Origin of the sequence: Pseudomonas sp. D1-1 (assembly GCF_051132225.1) — a bacterium.
GTDB lineage: Bacteria > Pseudomonadota > Gammaproteobacteria > Pseudomonadales > Pseudomonadaceae > Aquipseudomonas.
Genome location: NZ_CP071676.1, coordinates 2,937,421 through 2,953,822 on the forward strand (window position 1 = coordinate 2,937,421; position 16,402 = coordinate 2,953,822).

General features: G+C 64.3%; 18 protein-coding genes. 14 read left to right on the forward strand and 4 right to left on the reverse strand.

What is annotated here, in order from left to right; all coding sequences use genetic code 11:
- The first annotated feature begins 37 nt into the window (after positions 1–37).
- The 3 genes from J3P86_RS13235 to J3P86_RS13245 are packed head-to-tail and all read left to right on the forward strand — an operon-like array spanning position 38 to position 2,191.
- On the forward strand, positions 38–670 hold the full coding sequence (locus J3P86_RS13235) for a TonB C-terminal domain-containing protein (RefSeq protein ID WP_434700578.1): 633 nt from the start codon (positions 38–40) through the stop codon (positions 668–670).
- A complete protein-coding gene (locus tag J3P86_RS13240; RefSeq protein WP_305501123.1) occupies positions 667–1,212 on the forward strand; it encodes a sigma-70 family RNA polymerase sigma factor in 546 nt (181 codons plus the stop codon). Before J3P86_RS13235 ends, J3P86_RS13240 begins: the two co-directional genes overlap by 4 nt.
- Before the next feature lie 37 nt (positions 1,213–1,249).
- Positions 1,250–2,191, forward strand: a complete 942-nt coding sequence (locus J3P86_RS13245) for a FecR family protein (protein WP_434700643.1) — start codon at positions 1,250–1,252, stop codon at positions 2,189–2,191.
- A gap of 82 nt (positions 2,192–2,273) precedes the next feature.
- Here the strand turns inward: J3P86_RS13245 and J3P86_RS13250 are convergent, their stop codons facing one another.
- The 3 genes from J3P86_RS13250 to gspH all read right to left on the reverse strand — a co-directional run bounded on the left by J3P86_RS13250 (position 2,274) and on the right by gspH (position 3,814).
- Entirely contained in the window at positions 2,274–2,555 is a 282-nt protein-coding gene (locus J3P86_RS13250; protein WP_434700704.1) for a hypothetical protein, read from the reverse strand.
- A gap of 201 nt (positions 2,556–2,756) precedes the next feature.
- Positions 2,757–3,368, reverse strand: a complete 612-nt coding sequence (locus tag J3P86_RS13255) for a type II secretion system protein GspJ (RefSeq protein ID WP_434623682.1) — start codon at positions 3,366–3,368, stop codon at positions 2,757–2,759.
- Positions 3,365–3,814 carry a type II secretion system minor pseudopilin GspH gene (gspH, locus tag J3P86_RS13260; protein WP_434568454.1) on the reverse strand — a complete coding sequence of 150 codons (450 nt, stop codon included), beginning with the start codon at positions 3,812–3,814 and terminating at the stop codon, positions 3,365–3,367. The genes J3P86_RS13255 and gspH overlap by 4 nt, the downstream gene beginning before the upstream one ends.
- Positions 3,815–3,934: 120 nt before the next feature.
- Here gspH and J3P86_RS13265 point away from each other — a divergent pair, with 120 nt between their 5' ends.
- Positions 3,935–4,363, forward strand: coding sequence for a type II secretion system protein N (locus J3P86_RS13265; protein ID WP_434700580.1), 429 nt, complete (start codon positions 3,935–3,937; stop codon positions 4,361–4,363).
- Positions 4,364–4,507: 144 nt separating this feature from the next.
- Here J3P86_RS13265 and gspI read toward each other — a convergent pair whose 3' ends face one another.
- Complete coding sequence (gspI, locus tag J3P86_RS13270) at positions 4,508–4,882, reverse strand: type II secretion system minor pseudopilin GspI (protein WP_434700581.1); 375 nt, start codon at positions 4,880–4,882, stop codon at positions 4,508–4,510.
- A gap of 148 nt (positions 4,883–5,030) precedes the next feature.
- Here gspI and gspG point away from each other — a divergent pair, with 148 nt between their 5' ends.
- The 10 genes from gspG to J3P86_RS13320 all read left to right on the forward strand — a co-directional run bounded on the left by gspG (position 5,031) and on the right by J3P86_RS13320 (position 16,379).
- The gene (gene gspG, locus J3P86_RS13275; protein WP_434568451.1) at positions 5,031–5,480 is read left to right on the forward strand and encodes a type II secretion system major pseudopilin GspG; all 450 of its coding nucleotides are present in this window, start codon (positions 5,031–5,033) and stop codon (positions 5,478–5,480) included.
- Positions 5,481–5,488: 8 nt separating this feature from the next.
- The gene (gene gspK, locus J3P86_RS13280; RefSeq protein ID WP_434623677.1) at positions 5,489–6,472 is read left to right on the forward strand and encodes a type II secretion system minor pseudopilin GspK; all 984 of its coding nucleotides are present in this window, start codon (positions 5,489–5,491) and stop codon (positions 6,470–6,472) included.
- Positions 6,469–7,650 (forward strand): type II secretion system protein GspL, encoded by a 1,182-nt coding sequence (gene gspL / locus J3P86_RS13285; RefSeq protein WP_434700582.1) that lies wholly within the window; start codon positions 6,469–6,471, stop codon positions 7,648–7,650. The genes gspK and gspL overlap by 4 nt, the downstream gene beginning before the upstream one ends.
- Positions 7,643–8,188 carry a type II secretion system protein GspM gene (gene gspM, locus J3P86_RS13290; protein ID WP_434700583.1) on the forward strand — a complete coding sequence of 182 codons (546 nt, stop codon included), beginning with the start codon at positions 7,643–7,645 and terminating at the stop codon, positions 8,186–8,188. Before gspL ends, gspM begins: the two co-directional genes overlap by 8 nt.
- Positions 8,185–10,539, forward strand: a complete 2,355-nt coding sequence (gene gspD / locus J3P86_RS13295; RefSeq protein ID WP_434700584.1) for a type II secretion system secretin GspD — start codon at positions 8,185–8,187, stop codon at positions 10,537–10,539. The genes gspM and gspD overlap by 4 nt, the downstream gene beginning before the upstream one ends.
- Complete coding sequence (locus tag J3P86_RS13300; protein WP_434700585.1) at positions 10,539–10,730, forward strand: hypothetical protein; 192 nt, start codon at positions 10,539–10,541, stop codon at positions 10,728–10,730. The genes gspD and J3P86_RS13300 overlap by 1 nt, the downstream gene beginning before the upstream one ends.
- Positions 10,727–12,145 carry a type II secretion system ATPase GspE gene (gene gspE, locus J3P86_RS13305; protein ID WP_434700586.1) on the forward strand — a complete coding sequence of 473 codons (1,419 nt, stop codon included), beginning with the start codon at positions 10,727–10,729 and terminating at the stop codon, positions 12,143–12,145. Before J3P86_RS13300 ends, gspE begins: the two co-directional genes overlap by 4 nt.
- A complete protein-coding gene (gspF, locus tag J3P86_RS13310; protein ID WP_434700587.1) occupies positions 12,145–13,356 on the forward strand; it encodes a type II secretion system inner membrane protein GspF in 1,212 nt (403 codons plus the stop codon). Before gspE ends, gspF begins: the two co-directional genes overlap by 1 nt.
- 512 nt (positions 13,357–13,868) lie before the next feature.
- Entirely contained in the window at positions 13,869–15,056 is a 1,188-nt protein-coding gene (locus tag J3P86_RS13315) for a substrate-binding domain-containing protein (protein WP_434600754.1), read from the forward strand.
- 153 nt (positions 15,057–15,209) lie between these two features.
- A complete protein-coding gene (locus J3P86_RS13320) occupies positions 15,210–16,379 on the forward strand; it encodes a substrate-binding domain-containing protein (protein ID WP_434600755.1) in 1,170 nt (389 codons plus the stop codon).
- The last annotated feature ends 23 nt before the right edge of the window (positions 16,380–16,402 follow it).

Here is a 16,402-nt window from a genome sequence, read left to right on the forward strand (position 1 = left end):
CAGGCGTGGATTGGCCAGGGCGCCCTTGGGGTGGCTGATGGTGGCGTGGTGTCTGCTGGCCGGGCCGGCCCAGGCGGCCGGCGTGGTGGACCTGGACATTGCGCCTCAGGAACTGGCCCCGGCACTGGAGCAATTCAGTCGGGCCACAGGCATGGCGGTGCTGGTGGATCACGCCTTGTCGAACCGGCGCCAGACGATGGGCGTCCAGGGGCTGTTTACGCCTGCCCAAGGGCTGACTGTTCTGCTCAGTGGTACCGGGCTGGCGGCGCAGTATGCCCGTGCGGATGCATTCACCTTGCAACCGGTACAGGTTCGCGAGGTGCCATTACCGCCGGGCGCCACAGCCGGATTGAGCGACAGCAACTATGCGGCAACGATCCAGGCGGTCATCCAGCGCAACCTGTGCCGTTCGCCATTGACCCGACCGGGCAGTTTTCGCGCGTTGTTGCAAGTGTGGATCGGACGCGACGGCGTGGTGCAAAACAGTCGGCTGGTCAGTTCCACGGGTGATGTGTTGCGTGACAAAGCCTTGGTCAACAGTTTGCAGAACCTCAGGATCGACCGTCCGGCGCCCAGTTCGCTGCGCCAGCCGGTGACCCTGCTTTTGGTACCCGATTCATCAGGAAAAAGCATGGAATGCACAGCAGGGGAAGAGGTGTTCGGGCAATGAAAGACGCTGGCCGCAGCCCGATGGTCAAGCTGTTCCTCACCTCCTATGAGGATTTCAAGGTGCGTCTGCGCAGGCGCCTGGGTTCCGAGGAACTGGCCAACGATGTGCTGCATGAAACCTACCTGCGGGTCGACCGCATGGGCGACACGCCGGAGATCGTCCAGCCTAACGCCTACCTCTATCGCATGGCCCTGAACATTGCCGCCGACCGCCGGCAGTCCGATGCTCGTCTGCTCACCGGCAGCGAGATCGAAGAGCTGCTGCAAATCTCCGACGAAGCGCTGGACCCGGCTCGGGTGGTGGGCGGCCAGAAGGAGTTGCAGACCCTGCTTAAGGCGTTGTACGAGTTGCCGGCGCGGCGCCGCAGGATTTTCATTGCCGCGCGCCTGGAAGAGGCCCCGCACCTGGAGATCTCCCAGCGTTTCGGTATCTCCACGCGCATGGTGGAGAAGGAAATCAAGGCTGCGTTGGGGCATTGCGCCCTGCGCCTGGAAAGAAAAGTCATTCAACGGTTCGGTCCCGGCGCGGGAAAACCGTCTTGAGAGTAGAGACCCGACCCATTCATGAGTGTGTGTGCGCTTGAATATCTTCAGCATCGCGTCCCCTGACGATACGCCCGAGGCCCGACTGGCCGGCGAGGCCCGTGACTGGTTGATCCTGCTGACCTCGGGACGCGCCACCGTCGCCGATGCCCGTGCCTTGCGCCAATGGTGCGGGCAGAGCGCCGAACATGCGCAGGCGTTCGAGCAGGCCAAGGCGCTGTGGCATGGGCTGCGACCGGCCGCCGAAGCGACGCAGGGGCCTCGGCATTTTGGCCGTCGGGCGTTGCTCGGTGGCGCGCTGGCCGCCTCCGTGGGCTTCTTGCTGATCCGCGCCACGGTGCCGGGTGGCGTTTCCGGGCTCGCTGCGGACTACGTCACCGAAGTGGGCGAACAGCGCCGGGTCGAGCTGGGCGATGGCGTGAGCCTGGAACTCAATACCCAGACTCGCCTCAGCCGCCTGCCGCTGGCCGAGGGCGGGCAGGGCCTGGAATTGCTCGCCGGCGAAGTCGAAGTGTCCGGCAGCAGCACCACGACGATCAACGTCCAGGCCGGCTCCGGCTGGATCAGCGCCGCGCGGGCCCGGTTCAATGTTCGCTACATCGACCAGAGCGTCTGCGCAACTTGCCTGGAAGGCGTCGTGCAAGTCCAAGTGCAGGGCCGAGAGTTTCGCCTCGAGCCGGGCATGCAATTGACCTACGACACCCGCCAGGTCGGCAGCCCACAGGCGGCCGATGTATCCGCCGCCGTTGCCTGGCGCGAACAGGTGCTGGTGTTCAACGATGCGACCCTGGCCAGCGTCATCGACGAGATCAACCGTTATCGGCCTGGCATGTTGCTGTTACTCAACCGCGAGCTGGGCTTGCGCAAGGTCCAGGCCCGTTTCCGCCTCGATCAACTGGCTGGGGTGGCGCTGCTGATTCGCGATGCCTATGGCGCCAAGTGCACCGAGTTACCGGGTGGGGTGGTGGTGTTGAGTTAGTTCAGCGGCGCCTGGGCTGGCCCCTTCGCGAGCAGGCTCGCTCCCACAGTTAGATCGGGGTAAAGCAGAGGAGGCAGGCGGCCTACCAGACCGCCTCGCTCTTGATCCTGATCCTGATCTTGATCTTGATCTTGATCCTGATCTTGATCCTGATCTTGATCTTGATCTTGATCTTGATCCTGATCTTGATCTGAGACGCCCCGTTAACCACGCTGGCCGAACGCAGGCATTGTGCAGTGGGCATCCCGGCATGGATGCCGGGATAGCCGCGCTGGGCCAGGGACGGCCCTTCGCGGCGGGCCCACGGAGCAATGCCGGAGTGAGGGCATGCCGAGCCTTGGCGAGGCACCGAGTGGTGGGGCAAAGCCTTTTGGGTTACTTTTTTGGCGTCTGAAAAAAGTGACCCGCCGTAAGGGCGGAACCCCAAGCAGCCGTTACCGCAGCAACGGATATGTACCCAGTCAGTCAACGAAACCCTGGCCGACTCTCAGGCCGCCATCGCGAGCAAGCTCGCTCCCACAGGGGAAACGCGAGCAACCCCGCTCCCACAATCTTGAAGGACGGGCTACTCCAACGGCCCCAGCACCTGTCGATACTTCTCCGGCCCTTGCGGTGTCTGCCGGGTCAAGCTGATTTCGATGCCCGGCGGATCCTCCTGCCGGTTGCCGCTGAGTTTGCGCCAGCCCTTTTCCCTGTCCCAGAATCGCAGCCCCGCATCGCTGACCTCACTCAACACAGCCACGCCCGCACCCGGCGCCGGTAGAGGGTAGCGGCTGCGGGCCTGGCCCTGGGCGCGATACAGCGTGTCGCCCTTGAGCCACCAGCGTACCCGTTGCAAGCCACCGCCCTGATCGGCGGCCTCACGGATAACGTCAAGGCGAAAACCCTGGCCTTCGGTGCTGCGCAGGGTGAGGGCGGGCGGGGCTGTCGAGGGCTCGTTGTCGACCCCTGGCTTGAGCGGTTCGCTCAACTCGACGCCGGCCCGCAGGGCCACATCGCGCTCCAGCTGGTTCAGCACTCGCAGCAAGGCTTCGGTCTGCTCGGTGCTGGCCTGCAAGTGGCTGTCGGCGCGGGTCACGCTGTCCAGCCCGCGCCAGGCGATCAGGCTGATCACCGCCATCAGCAGGATCGCCACCATGACTTCAAGCAAGGTGAAGCCTGTCTCCCGGCCGCTCATTGAACCCATACCCGACCGGCGGCGCTGCGTTGCACAGTGAAACTGTTCTGGCCGTCGGACAAGCGGATCTGTAGCGGCACGCCGATCCATTCGGCATTGAGCACCACGCGTTGCCGGGGTTCCACACGTACCTCCATGGACGGGCTTTGCCACCGTCGCGGGCGCAGCTGCGGGTCTTCCTTGAAGCGGTCCAGTCCTGCGCCCTGGTCCGGGCGGCGGCTGAAGCCGAAACCCTTGGCGTCCCAGCGCCAGGTGATCGGTCGCCCGTCGGCACGGGCTTCCGTCTGGGCCAGTTGCAGCAGCTGGGCCAGCCGTTCGGCATCCTGGCGCAGCAGCTTCGCCGGGTCCGGCTTGATGCTCAGGCTCACGGCCGCGCTGGCGATGCCGACGATCACCAGCACAACCATCAATTCGATCAGGGTAAAACCGCGTTGCTTGCCGTGCATCCGAGCGCGCTCCTTTGCGTTGATGATCATCGTGCACGCTGAAGATGATAAGGATGTGAAATAAAACGGAGAGAATTGACGCGTACGCTGGACGCTGGAATCAAACAAGGAGATCAGGTCATGACGTTCACGGAACGAGTCTCCCCGGCGCATATCGTCCAGGCGCTGGGACTGGTGGCAGCGTTGGCCGGAGTGGCGACCTGGTCTTCTCTGCTGCTGACATCCGCCGAGTCGCGCACCCCGGACGTGGCCCCGCAACGCCTGGCCGAGCGTTCCGACAGTCCTGCATTGCAGTGGTTTTCCAACCAACCGGCGGCGGTGGATATCAAGGTCAGCGGGGTGATGGCCGGTGCCCGCGGCGCGGTGGCGATCCTGAGTCTCAACGACGGACCACCGCGCAGTTTCCTGGCCGGCGAGCGGGTAGCCCAAGGGGTAAGGCTGGTAGCGATCGAGGCGCAGGCCGTGGTGATCGAACGCGGCAGCGAACAGACCCGGCTGGAACTGGCGCGGCTGCCGGATTCAGTGAGTTTGCCGTCGCTGCTCCGCTGAACTTTGTGGCGAGGGATTTATCCCCGCTGGGCTGCGCAGCAGCCCCAAAACTGAATATCCACTCGGTTATCGGCCTGAAAAGGGGCTGCTACGCAGCCCGACGGGGATAAATCCCCTCGCCACAGAAAAATCGTGTGCATCCGGTTATTTTTCCCGACTGAGCAAGGTCTCCAGCCGAGCCAAGGGCGGCGCCTCGCGGCTGCGGTCGGATACGCTCAGCTCGACCCGCAGCATCCGCCCGTTTTCCGCCGGGCGCAGGTTCTGCTCGCAGCGCAGCAGCAAGCGACCCTGATCGCATTCAAAAACCTTCATCCCCGGCGTCGCGTGTCCTTCCAGGCGCAATTGCGCCAATTGGCTGCGAGCCGTCAGCAAGGCGATGGACTTGTCTCGCAGCAAGCCGTTGCTCTGGGTCATCACCGCCGCCACGCGCACTGCGGCAGACATGGCCACGGCAATGATCGCCAGGGCCACCAGCACTTCAATCAGGGTGAAACCGGCTTGTGGGGCTGGGCGTGACATCGGTCGGCTCGAGGGGACGAAAGCAGTACCCAAGCCTGAGCAATGTTCTTTACAGATTGACGACGCAAGCTCCTGAGCAATTTCAATATCGCTGACATATTTTCTTGCAACACTGCGCCTCGAATCGAATCCAGGAAGGACCGTCGAGATGCACATCGCCCCTTGTTACGCCCGTTCCCGAGGCCCACGCGGGCAGCGGGGCTTCACCCTGATCGAGATCATGGTCGTGGTGGTCATCCTCGGCATTCTCGCGGCGATGGTAGTGCCCAAGGTTCTTGATCGACCTGACCAGGCCCGTGCCACGGCGGCGAAGCAGGACATCGGCGGGTTGATGCAGGCCTTGAAGCTTTATCGCCTCGATCACGGCAGCTACCCCAGCATGAACCAGGGCCTCAAGGTGCTGGTGGAGCGGCCGGCCGATGCCAAGAACAGCACCTGGCGTTCCTACCTGGACCGCTTGCCCAATGATCCGTGGGGCCGCCCCTACAACTACCTCAATCCTGGCGCGAACGGCGAGGTCGATATCTTTTCCCTTGGTGCCGACGGCCAGCCTGACGGCGACGGTGTGAACGCCGACATCGGCTCCTGGCAGTTATAAGGGCCGTGATGCGCACGAATTCGCCGACAGCGGCGAAGCAGCGCGGCATGGCGGTGATCAGTGCCTTGCTGATTGCTGCCGTGGTGGCCGTCATTGCCGGCGGCATGCTCACCCGCCAGACCTTGTTCACCCGCAGCCTGGAAGCCGAGCAACTGCGCATCCAGGGCGCGGCGCGGTTGCAAGGCGGCCTGCAGGTGAGTCGCCAGTTGCTCTGGGATGTTCGCCAGCGCGATCCCTTGACGCGCTTCGGCCAGCCTTGGGCGAAACCTATTCTGATGCCGGGCTCCGGCCAGGTCGACACGCCATTCGAAGGGCAACTGGAGGATGAACAAGGCAAGTTCAACCTGCGCAATCTGGTGGTCGATGACCAGCTGGACCAGGAACAGCTGCGCGCCTTCGAGCGGCTGTGCGAGCAGTTGGGTGTCGCCGCCACGGTACGGGCGCGTATCGTCGAGCGGGTGATTGCTGGCTACCCGCGCCTGTTGAATCCGCCGCGGGCGGGCCAGGCGTCCATGAGCAGCACGTTCGACAGCGGCCGCAGCACCTCGCCGGACGCCTCCGACACGCTGGCGCCGACCCGGCCGATGCTGCGCACTTTACAAGACCTGCTCAGCGTCAAGGGCGTCACCCCGGCACTGCTGGAAATGCTGGCCCCTTACGTCACGATCCTGCCGGCCAACACCTGGCTCAACGGCAACACCGCCAGCGCCGCGGTGCTCGCCGCCTACGTGCCGGGATTGTCGCTGCAACGCGCCCAGGCGCTGATCAATGAACGCGACGGTGGCCACTGGTTCATCAATCGCGGGGATTTCGTCAACCGCCTGCGCATGCCCGAACTGGACGTCAGCACCGTCAAGGTCGGCATCGCCAGCGACTGGTTCCGCCTGCGGGGCCAGGTGCGCAGCGGCCAACGGCGGGTCGAACTGGATGCCTTGCTCCAATGCAGCCAGGACCGCTTGCCTCAGGTGATCTGGTCGCGGGTGGGTGTATGAGCCGTTTGCGCATTGCCCTGGCGCCGCTGGATCGTCTTGGCCTCGACAGCCCGGTGGCATTTGCCTGGCTGGATCGCCAAGGGCAGGTGCGTGAGGCCGGTCTCAGCACACTCCGGGCGCTTGGCCAGGGCACGAAGAAGCAGCCGGTCGAATGCTTCCTGCATTCGCGTGACAGCTTGCTGACGCGCCTGGAGCTGCCGCCGTTGTCCGCGGCGAAAACCACCGCCGCCGTGACCTGCGCGGCCCAGGCGCTGATGCTCGGTGCCACTGAACAGATGCAAGTGGCCCACGGCCCGCGCGATGCGGACGGGCAGGTAGCGGTCGCCTGGCTGGACCGTGCGTCGCTGAACCTATTAGGTCAGATCCTGCTGCAGGCCGGCCTCAAGTTGCGCGGCCTGTATCCGGCCGCCTACGCCTTGCCGGTGTTGTCGGGGCCAGTGGCGTGTATCGAAGACGGGCACTTGCTGGTGCGTCATGGCTTGCAGCACGCGGTGGTCCAGCCGTTGCTGGAAGATGCGCTGGACGAGTGGCTTGTGGAAATGGGCAGCGGCCTGCATTGGGTGGGCGAGTCGCCGCCGCAAGTGACGACTGACAGCTTGCCCGTCACCCAGCGCTGGACTGGCGTCGCGCCGGGCTGGGGCCTGCATGCCGGGTTGACGCAGGGGCGTTCCGGGCGCGGCGGCTGGGGGCGGGCGGCGGGCATCTGCGCGCTGGCGGTGGCGGTGTGGGGGGGCGGGCTCAATCTTTATGCCAGCCGTGAAGCGGCCCAGGGGCAGCGGCTCAAGGCGCAGATGAGTCAACGGGTGAAGCAGGCGTTTCCTCAGTTACCGGTGATTCTCAATCCCTTGCAGCAGGCCCGTCAGCAAATCGCCGCGCGCCAGAGCGGTTCGCTGACGGAGCCTGGGCAGCGCTTCGCCAGCCTGGTAAGGCAGGCGGGCAGCGCCATGCCGTTCATGAGCGGCAATGTGCAGGAACTGGTGTTCGAAAACGCTGAGTTGCGCCTCAAGCTCGTCGCCGAAGCGCAGAAAGTCGCGGCGGGCGACGACTGGAAAATGCCCCTGGCGCAGGCCGGCATCGAGGTCGCGGCCATTGACCAGGGGTGGACGTTGCGCGTGGCTCCGGCCGGGCAGGAAGCGCAAGACAGCCCCGACGAAAACCAGGAAGCGAACGATGAATAAGCTGACCGCGGCACAGCTGAAGGCGCGTTGGCAAAACCTTCGCACGGCCTGGCAGGGCCTGGCCGCCCGCGAGCAACGTGCCGTGGCCCTGGCGGCGTTGGTGCTCGGTAGCGGCCTGGTCTGGCTGGCGTTGATCGAGCCGGCGTTGAAAACCATCGCTTACTGGCAGGCCGAAACCCCGAAGCTGCGCTCGCAGACCGAAGCCCTCGAGGTGCTGCTGCGCGACGTTGGCGGACCCGCCCGGGGCCAATCCCTTGAAGTCGCCCTGCGCCAGACCCTGGATGCCAGCGGCCTGGGCGAGCACTACCAGTTACAACCGCCGGGCACCGCGGCGCCTGGCGCGTGGCAACTCACTTTCACCGACGCGCCGGCGGACGGGGTGATCGATTGGCTGCTCGGCAGTCCACCACAATTTTCCCTGGAAGTGATCGAGGCCCGCTTGCAGCGCACGGCCCCGGCCAGTTCCGACCCAACCCCCGGCACTCTGTCCGGAACCGTTCGCATGAACCACGCGTCAAGCGCTAAGGAAGCTTCATGAAGGGGTCCAGATACCCGCGACATTGGCGCAAGGCCGCGCCGCTGCTGTTGCTTGCTTTGGGCGCGTGCACCAGCACGCCACCGGCCTCGCAGCCACCGTTGCTGGTGGACAGCGAACTGGGCATCCCGCTGGGCAGTACCCAGCGCAGCGGTGACGCGTTGCTGGACCGGCAACGGGCCCAGGCGTCCCGCGAGCAGAAACCGCCGGTGCGCCATCAGGTCGACCTGACCGCCCGCGCCCGCACGCCGCGTAGCGATGCCCCTGCGAGCAATCCGTTGGGTGATCAACCGGTGACGCTGAATTTTGTCGAGGCCGATATCCAGGCGGTGGTGCGCGCCTTGTCGCGTTCCACCGGTCAGCAGTTCCTGGTCGATCCGCGAGTCAAAGGCAACCTGACCCTGGTCTCCGAAGGCCAGGTGCCGGCCCGCCAGGCCTATGAAATGCTGCTCGCGGCATTGCGCATGCAGGGCTTCAGCGTGGTCGATGTCGGCGGTGTCGCCCAAGTGGTCCCGGAAGCCGATGCCAAGTTGCTGGGTGGGCCGATCTACAATGCTGACAAACCGGCCGGCAACGGCATGCTGACTCGCACCTTTCGCCTGCAATACGAGAACGCGGTCAACCTGATCCCGGTGCTGCGCCCGATCGTCTCGCCGAACAACCCGATCAACGCGTACCCCGGCAACAACACGATTGTGGTGACCGATTACGCCGAGAACCTCTCTCGCGTCGCGCAGCTCATCGAGGGCATCGACACTCCAAGTGCTATCGATACCGATGTGGTGCCGATCCAGAACGGCATCGCCGTGGACATCGCCCAGATGGTTTCCGACCTGCTGGAGACCCAGGGCGGCGACCAGACGCAGAAGATCAATGTGATCGGCGACCCGCGCTCCAACTCCATCATCATCCGCGCCGGCAGCCCGGAGCGGACCGAGCTGGCGCGCAACCTGATCTACAAGCTCGACAACGCGCAGAACAACCCGAGCAACCTGCACGTGGTGTACCTGCGCAACGCCCAGGCCGCCAAACTCGCCCAGGCCCTGCGCGGCTTGCTCACCGGGGAAAGCGAAGGCGAGGGCAACGACAATTCGCGCTCGGTGCTCAGCAGCATGGGCGCCAGTACCAACGGCCAGAGCGGGCAGGGCAACGAAAGCGCAACCAGCCCCGTGAGTAGCACCACCTCGGGCAGCGGCAGCGGCTATGGCCAAGGCAGCAGCGGGCAAACCTCCAGCACGACGCAGAGCGAGCAGAACACCGCCTTCAGCGCCGGTGGCGTGACCATCCAGGCCGATGCCACCACCAACACCTTGCTGATTTCCGCGCCGGACCCGCTGTATCGCAACCTGCGCGAGGTCATCGACCTGCTCGACCAGCGCCGCGCCCAGGTGGTGATCGAGAGCCTGATCGTCGAAGTCGGCGAGGACGATGCCAGCGAGTTTGGCGTGCAATGGCAGACCGGCAACCTCGGTGGCAGCGGCGTGATCGGCGGGGTCAACCTCGGCGGCACCGGGCTCAACCTCAACGGCAAGACCAGCATCGACGTGTTGCCCCAGGGCCTGAACCTGGGCCTGGTCAACGGCACCGTGGACATCCCCGGCATCGGCAAGATCCTCGACCTCAAGGTGCTGGCCCGGGCCTTGAAGAGCAAGGGCGGCACCAACGTCTTGTCGACGCCGAACCTGCTGACCCTGGACAACGAAGCGGCGAGCATCTTCGTCGGCCAGACCATCCCGTTCGTCAGCGGCAGCTACGTCACCGGTGGTGGCGGCACCAGTAACAACCCGTTCCAGACCGTGACCCGTGAGGAGGTCGGCCTGAAGCTCAACGTCCGGCCGCAGATTTCCGAGGGCGGTACGGTCAAGCTCGACATCTACCAAGAGGTCAGCAGTGTCGACAACCGCGCCTCCAGCACCACCGGGATCGTCACCAACAAACGTGCGATCGACACCAGCATCCTGCTGGACGACGGGCAGATCATGGTCCTCGGCGGGCTGCTGCAGGACGGCTACAGCCAGAGCAACGACGCGGTGCCGTGGCTGTCGACGATCCCCGGCATTGGCGCGCTGTTTCGCAACGAGCGGCGCCAGGTCACCAAGACCAACCTGATGGTCTTCCTGCGGCCCTACATCATCCGCGACACGGCGGCGGGTCGCGGGATCACCCTGAACCGCTACGACTTCATGCGCCGCGCCCAAGGCCTGCTGCAACCGGAGCGCAGCTGGGCGCTGCCGGACGTGCAGGCGCCGCAACTGCCGGCCTCGGCCCGGGCGATTCCAGGCGCCACGCCCGCCGGGTTGCAAACGCCGAGGGCGGTGATCAAGGCGGTGCCGGTCGAAGGAGGCGCTCGCTGATGGACACCAACCCAGAAAACACTGCACCTGTGGCGAGGGGATTTATCCCCGCTGAGCTGCGCAGCAGCTCCAAAAAATTCAACAACATCAACCTGACATACCTTGTTGTCAGGTTGGGGGCCGCTGCGCGCCCCAGCGGGGATAAATCCCCTCGCCACAAGTGTTGTATCGAGCAGAAGGTGTCGGCATGAACACCCTCCCATACGCCTGGGCCAAGGCCCAGCGCCTGGTATTGCGCCAGTCCGGGGAGGAGGCGGTGCTGATGGTCTGCCCCTCAACGCCGGGCTGGTCGATCAGTGAAGTTCGTCGCCAGTTCGGCGAGGTCCGGCTGGAACGGGTGCGTGACGAGGAGCTCGACGGCCTGCTCAATACCGCTTACGCCGACACTGGCAGCGCCGCCGCCGTGGTCGGCGCGGCGGAAAACGAGGTGGACCTCGACCGGTTGATGCAGGACATTCCCGAGATCACCGACCTGCTGGACACCCAGGACGGCGCGCCGGTGATCCGCATGATCAATGCGCTGCTGACCCAGGCCGCCCGGGACGAGGCCAGCGACATCCACATCGAACCCTACGAGAGCCATTCGGTGGTGCGCTATCGGGTCGACGGCACGCTGCGTGACGTGGTCTCGCCGCGCAAGGCCTTACATGGCGCGCTGGTGTCGCGGATCAAGATCATGGCCCAGCTCGACATCGCCGAAAAACGCCTGCCCCAGGACGGCCGCATCGCCCTGCGTGTCGCCGGGCGGCCGATCGACATCCGCGTATCCACTGTGCCCACTGGCCACGGCGAACGGGTGGTGATGCGCCTGCTGGACAAACAGGCCGGACGCTTGCAACTGGAAACTTTGGGGATGGACCCGGACGTGCTCGGCAAGCTCGACCACCTGATCCGCCAGCCCCACGGCATTGTGTTGGTCACCGGCCCTACGGGCAGCGGCAAAACCACCAGCCTGTATGCCGCCCTGGCGCGGCTGGACGCCAGCGTGCATAACATCCTCACCGTGGAGGACCCGGTGGAGTACGACCTGCCGGGCATCAGCCAGATCCAGGTCAACGCGAAAATCGACATGACCTTCGCCCTGGCCCTGCGGGCGATCCTCCGCCAGGACCCGGACATCATCATGATCGGTGAAATCCGCGACCTGGAGACCGCGCAGATTGCCGTGCAGGCCTCGCTCACCGGTCACCTGGTGCTGGCAACGTTGCACACCAACGACGCGGTGTCGGCGATCAACCGTCTGATCGACATGGGCGTCGAACCCTTCCTGCTGGCCTCGTCGATGCTCGGCGTGCTGGCCCAGCGGCTGGTGCGCAGGCTCTGTCCGCACTGCAAACAAGCCGATCCGGCCACGCCCGGCACCTGGCGCCCGGTGGGTTGCCCGAGTTGCAACCAGACCGGCTACAGCGGCCGCACCGGCATTCATGAACTGTTCTGCATCGACGACGACATCCGCACGCTGATCCATCAGGGGGCAGGGGAGCAGGCACTGCGCGCCGCGGCCCGCCAGGCCGGCATGTTCAGCATGCGCGAAGACGGCGAACGCTGGGTGCGCAGTGGCGCCACCGCGCCTGAAGAAATCCTCCGCGTAACACGGGACGCCTGATGAACCGCTACCGTTTCGAAGCCGCCGACGCCCAGGGCAAGATCGAATCCGGGCACTTGGAAGCCGACAGCCAGGGCGCTGCCTTCAGCCTGCTGCGCAGTCGCGGGCTAACGGCGTTGCAGGTGCAGCTCGAGCGCAACACGGCGCAGGCCAACGGCGGCGGTCTGTTCAGTGCCAAGCTCTCGGACAACGACCTGGCCTGGGCCACCCGCCAACTGGCGAGCCTGCTCGGGGCGAGCCTGCCACTGGAGGCCGCGTTGAGTGCGACGGTGGAGCAGGCCGAACGCAAGCACATCGCCCAGACCCTCAGCGCCGTGCGCGCCGATGTGCGCAGTGGCATGCGCCTGGCCGAAGCCTTGGCGGCACGGCCGCGGGATTTTCCGGAAATCTACCGGGCGCTGATTGCCGCCGGCGAAGAGTCCGGCGACCTGGCCCAGGTGATGGAACGGTTGGCGGACTACATCGAGGAGCGCAACAACCTGCGCGGCAAGATCCTCACGGCGTTTATCTATCCCGGCGTGGTGGGACTGGTGTCGGTCGCCATCGTGATTTTCCTGCTCAGCTACGTGGTGCCGCAGGTGGTCAGCGCGTTCTCCCAGGCCCGCCAGGACTTGCCCGGGCTGACCTTGGCGATGCTCACCGCCAGCGACTTCATCCGGGCCTGGGGCTGGCTGTGTTTTTGCGTCCTGGCCGGGGGCTTCTGGAGTTGGCGCCTGTACCTGCGCCAGCCGGCGGCGCGGTTGAACTGGCACGCGCGGGTGCTGCGCCTGCCGCTGATCGGGCGATTTGTGCTGGGCCTCAACACCGCGCGTTTCGCCTCGACCCTGGCGATCCTCGGCGGCGCCGGGGTGCCCTTGCTGCGAGCACTGGAGGCCGCGCGCCAGACCCTCTCCAACGACCGCCTGAGCCTGAGCGTCAGCGATGCCACCGCAAAGGTCCGCGAAGGGGTCAACCTGGCGGCGGCGCTGCGGGTGGAAAAAGTCTTTCCGCCGGTGCTGATCCACCTGATCGCCAGCGGCGAGAAGACCGGCTGCCTGCCACCCATGCTCGAACGTGCCGCGCAAACCCTGTCCCGCGACATCGAACGCCGCGCCATGGGCATGACCGCGCTGCTGGAGCCGTTGATGATCGTGGTCATGGGCGGGGTGGTGCTGATCATCGTCATGGCCGTGCTGCTGCCGATCATCGAGATCAATCAGTTGGTTCAATAGCACGTACTTTGTGGCGAGGGGATTTATCCCCGTTGGGTTGCGAAGCAGCCCTCAGTTCAGTTGGCTGAGTTCTGTCTGGCACACCGATGCGGAATCCGAAAGGGGTCGCTACGCAACCCAACGGGGATAAATCCCCTCGCCACAACAGCCGAGATCCAGCCAGTTATTTTGCACTGCCACAACACCTCCCGTGTCATGTCCGCGCCAAACTCGGGTTCCTCGTTCTGTCATGTTTCCCCGCCGCACGACCGCCTGCCGCCGGCTTCCCTGACAACCCTTGCCGTATCCCCGCAAAACCACCCCGGACCCTCAACCCAGAGCCCTCGAACACCCGAGGAAAAAACTCGAAAAACAGCCCTCAGCTCCCGAGGTTTTTTCCTCTATCTGTCACCGGAAGCTGCGAATTTCTAACCCATGGCCTCACCCCACCGCCATCGGCACAGGACCGAGCGCCATGACGGCAAGCACGCGTCACCCAACCTACGTACGAACACGATGAAAGGAGATTCTTCATGTTTAAGCGCAACGTTCTCGCGGTATCCCTGACCCTCGCCGGCCTCTGCGCCGCTCAGGCCGCCATGGCTGATGTCAATGGCGGTGGTGCAACCTTGCCTCAGCCTCTGTACCAGACTTCCGGTGTTCTGACCGCCGGTTTTGCCCCCTACATCGGCGTGGGCAGCGGCAACGGCAAACTGGCTTTCCTGAACAACGACTACACCAAGTTCGTGGCTGGCAACACCAGCAAGAACGTGCACTGGGCTGGCAGCGATTCGAAGCTCAGCACCACTGAGCTGAACAACTACGTCACTGCCCACGGCGCTGCCTGGGGCCCACTGATCCAGGTGCCTTCGGTTGCCACCTCGGTAGCCATTCCGTTCAACAAGACTGGCACTGCCAACGTTAACCTCAGCGTCGCTCAGTTGTGCGGCGTGTTCGCCGGCACACTGACTGACTGGAACCAGATCACCGGTTCCGGCCGTTCCGGCCCGATCACTGTGACTTATCGTGCTGAGAGCAGCGGTACTACCGAACTGTTCACCCGCTTTCTGAACGCCAAGTGCCCTACAGCTGTACCCGCTGTGCCCGGCACTTTCGCCATCACCACCAACTTCGCCTCCAGCTATAGCCTTGGCCTGCCAGCCGGCGCCGTAGCCGCCACTGGTAGCCAAGCTGTGATGGATGCGGTGAATGCTGCCCAAGGTCGCATCACCTACATGAGCCCGGATTACGCCGCCACCACCTTGGCCGGCCTGGACGACGCCACCAAGGTCGCTCGCGTTGCCGGTGTTTCCCCAGCCCCGGCCAACGTGTCGGCCGCAATCGCAGCCGTCACCGTGCCTGCTGCCGCCAACCGCGCTAACCCGAACGCCTGGGTACCGGTATTCGCCGCAACTACCAACCCTAGCGATCCAAGCGTTGTGGCTTACCCAACCACCGGCTACCCGATCCTGGGCTTCACTAACGTGATCTTCAGCCAGTGCTACGCCAACGCTGCACAAACCACTCAGGTGCGTGATTTCTTCACCCGTCATTACAACGCAACTGCGGCTAACAGCAACGATGCCGCAATCACCGCCAACCGTTTTGTGCCTTTGCCAGCTGCCTGGAAGCAAGCTGTTCGTAGCAGCTTCCTCACCAGCACCAACGCTCTCAGCATTGGTAACACCAACGTTTGCAACGGCATTGGTCGTCCGCTGTAACACCACGCCTGAGCAACACGCAACACCGATCAGCAACGGCGAAAGCCGTTGCTGATTTCTTTGTAGTTAACGGTTGTTGTTTCACACCCTTCAGCCGCGCTTACGGTCGATGCACTCGGGTAAGGCGCCGCTTCTCAAGACAGGAGTCTTGTCATGTTCAATCGTTTATCCAAGGCTGTTGCATTGCTGTGCAGCGGTATATGCGCGCCGTTGGCAATGGCGGATGTCAACGGTGGCGGCGCTACCTTGCCCCAGCCGCTTTACCAAACGCCTGGCGTGTTGACGGCCGGTTTCGCTCCCTACATCGGTGTGGGTAGCGGCAATGGCAAACAGGCTTTCCTGAGCAATGACTACACCAGATTCGTGGCAGGCGACACCAGCAAGAACGTTCACTGGGCCGCCAGCGATTCGAAGCTCACGTCGACTGAGTTGAGCTACTACAACTCTACTCACAGTGCCACTTGGGGGCCATTGATCCAGGTGCCCTCGGCAGCGACCTCAGTTGCCATTCCGTTCAATAAGGCCGGCACCGCCAATGTCGATCTGAGCGTTAACCAACTGTGCGGGATCTTCTCCGGTCGCCTGACCGACTGGAGCCAGATCAACGGCTCTGGCCGTACCGGTCCAATCACTGTGGTTTACCGTGCCGAGAGCAGCGGAACCACGGAATTGTTCACCCGCTTCCTGCGCGCAAAGTGCGCGGAAACAGGCAGCTTCTCTGTCACCACCAACTTCGCCTCCACCTATAGTGGCGGCCTACCGGCCGGTGCAGTATCAGCTAACCGCAGTCAAGGTGTCATGGATGCGGTGAACGCAGCTCAAGGTCGTATTACCTACATGAGCCCTGCCTATGCGGCGTCGACGCTAGCGGGTCTTGATGACGCCACAAAAGTGGCGCGGGTTGGTGGTATTTCTCCGGCACCAGCAAACATTTCGGCGGCCATCGCTGCTGTTCCAGTACCAGCCGCCGCCAACCGCGCCAACCCGAACGCCTGGGTGCCAGTGTTCGCCGCAACCACCAACCCTAACGATCCAAGCGTCGTGGCTTACCCTACTACCGGCTACCCGATCTTGGGCTTCACCAACGTGATCTTCAGCCAGTGCTATGCCGACGCCACCCAGAGTACGCAGGTGCGAGGCTTCATCGCCCGTCACTATAACGGCTTAGTAGCCAGCACCAACGACGCAGCGATCACCGCCAACCGTTTTGTGCCGTTGCCAGCTGCCTGGAAGCAAGCTGTTCGTAGCAGCTTCCTGACCGCTACCAACGCCCTTAGCATCGGCCACGCCAACACTTGCAACGGCATCGGTCGTCCGCTGTAAGCCCACGCTTGAACGACCCGCAA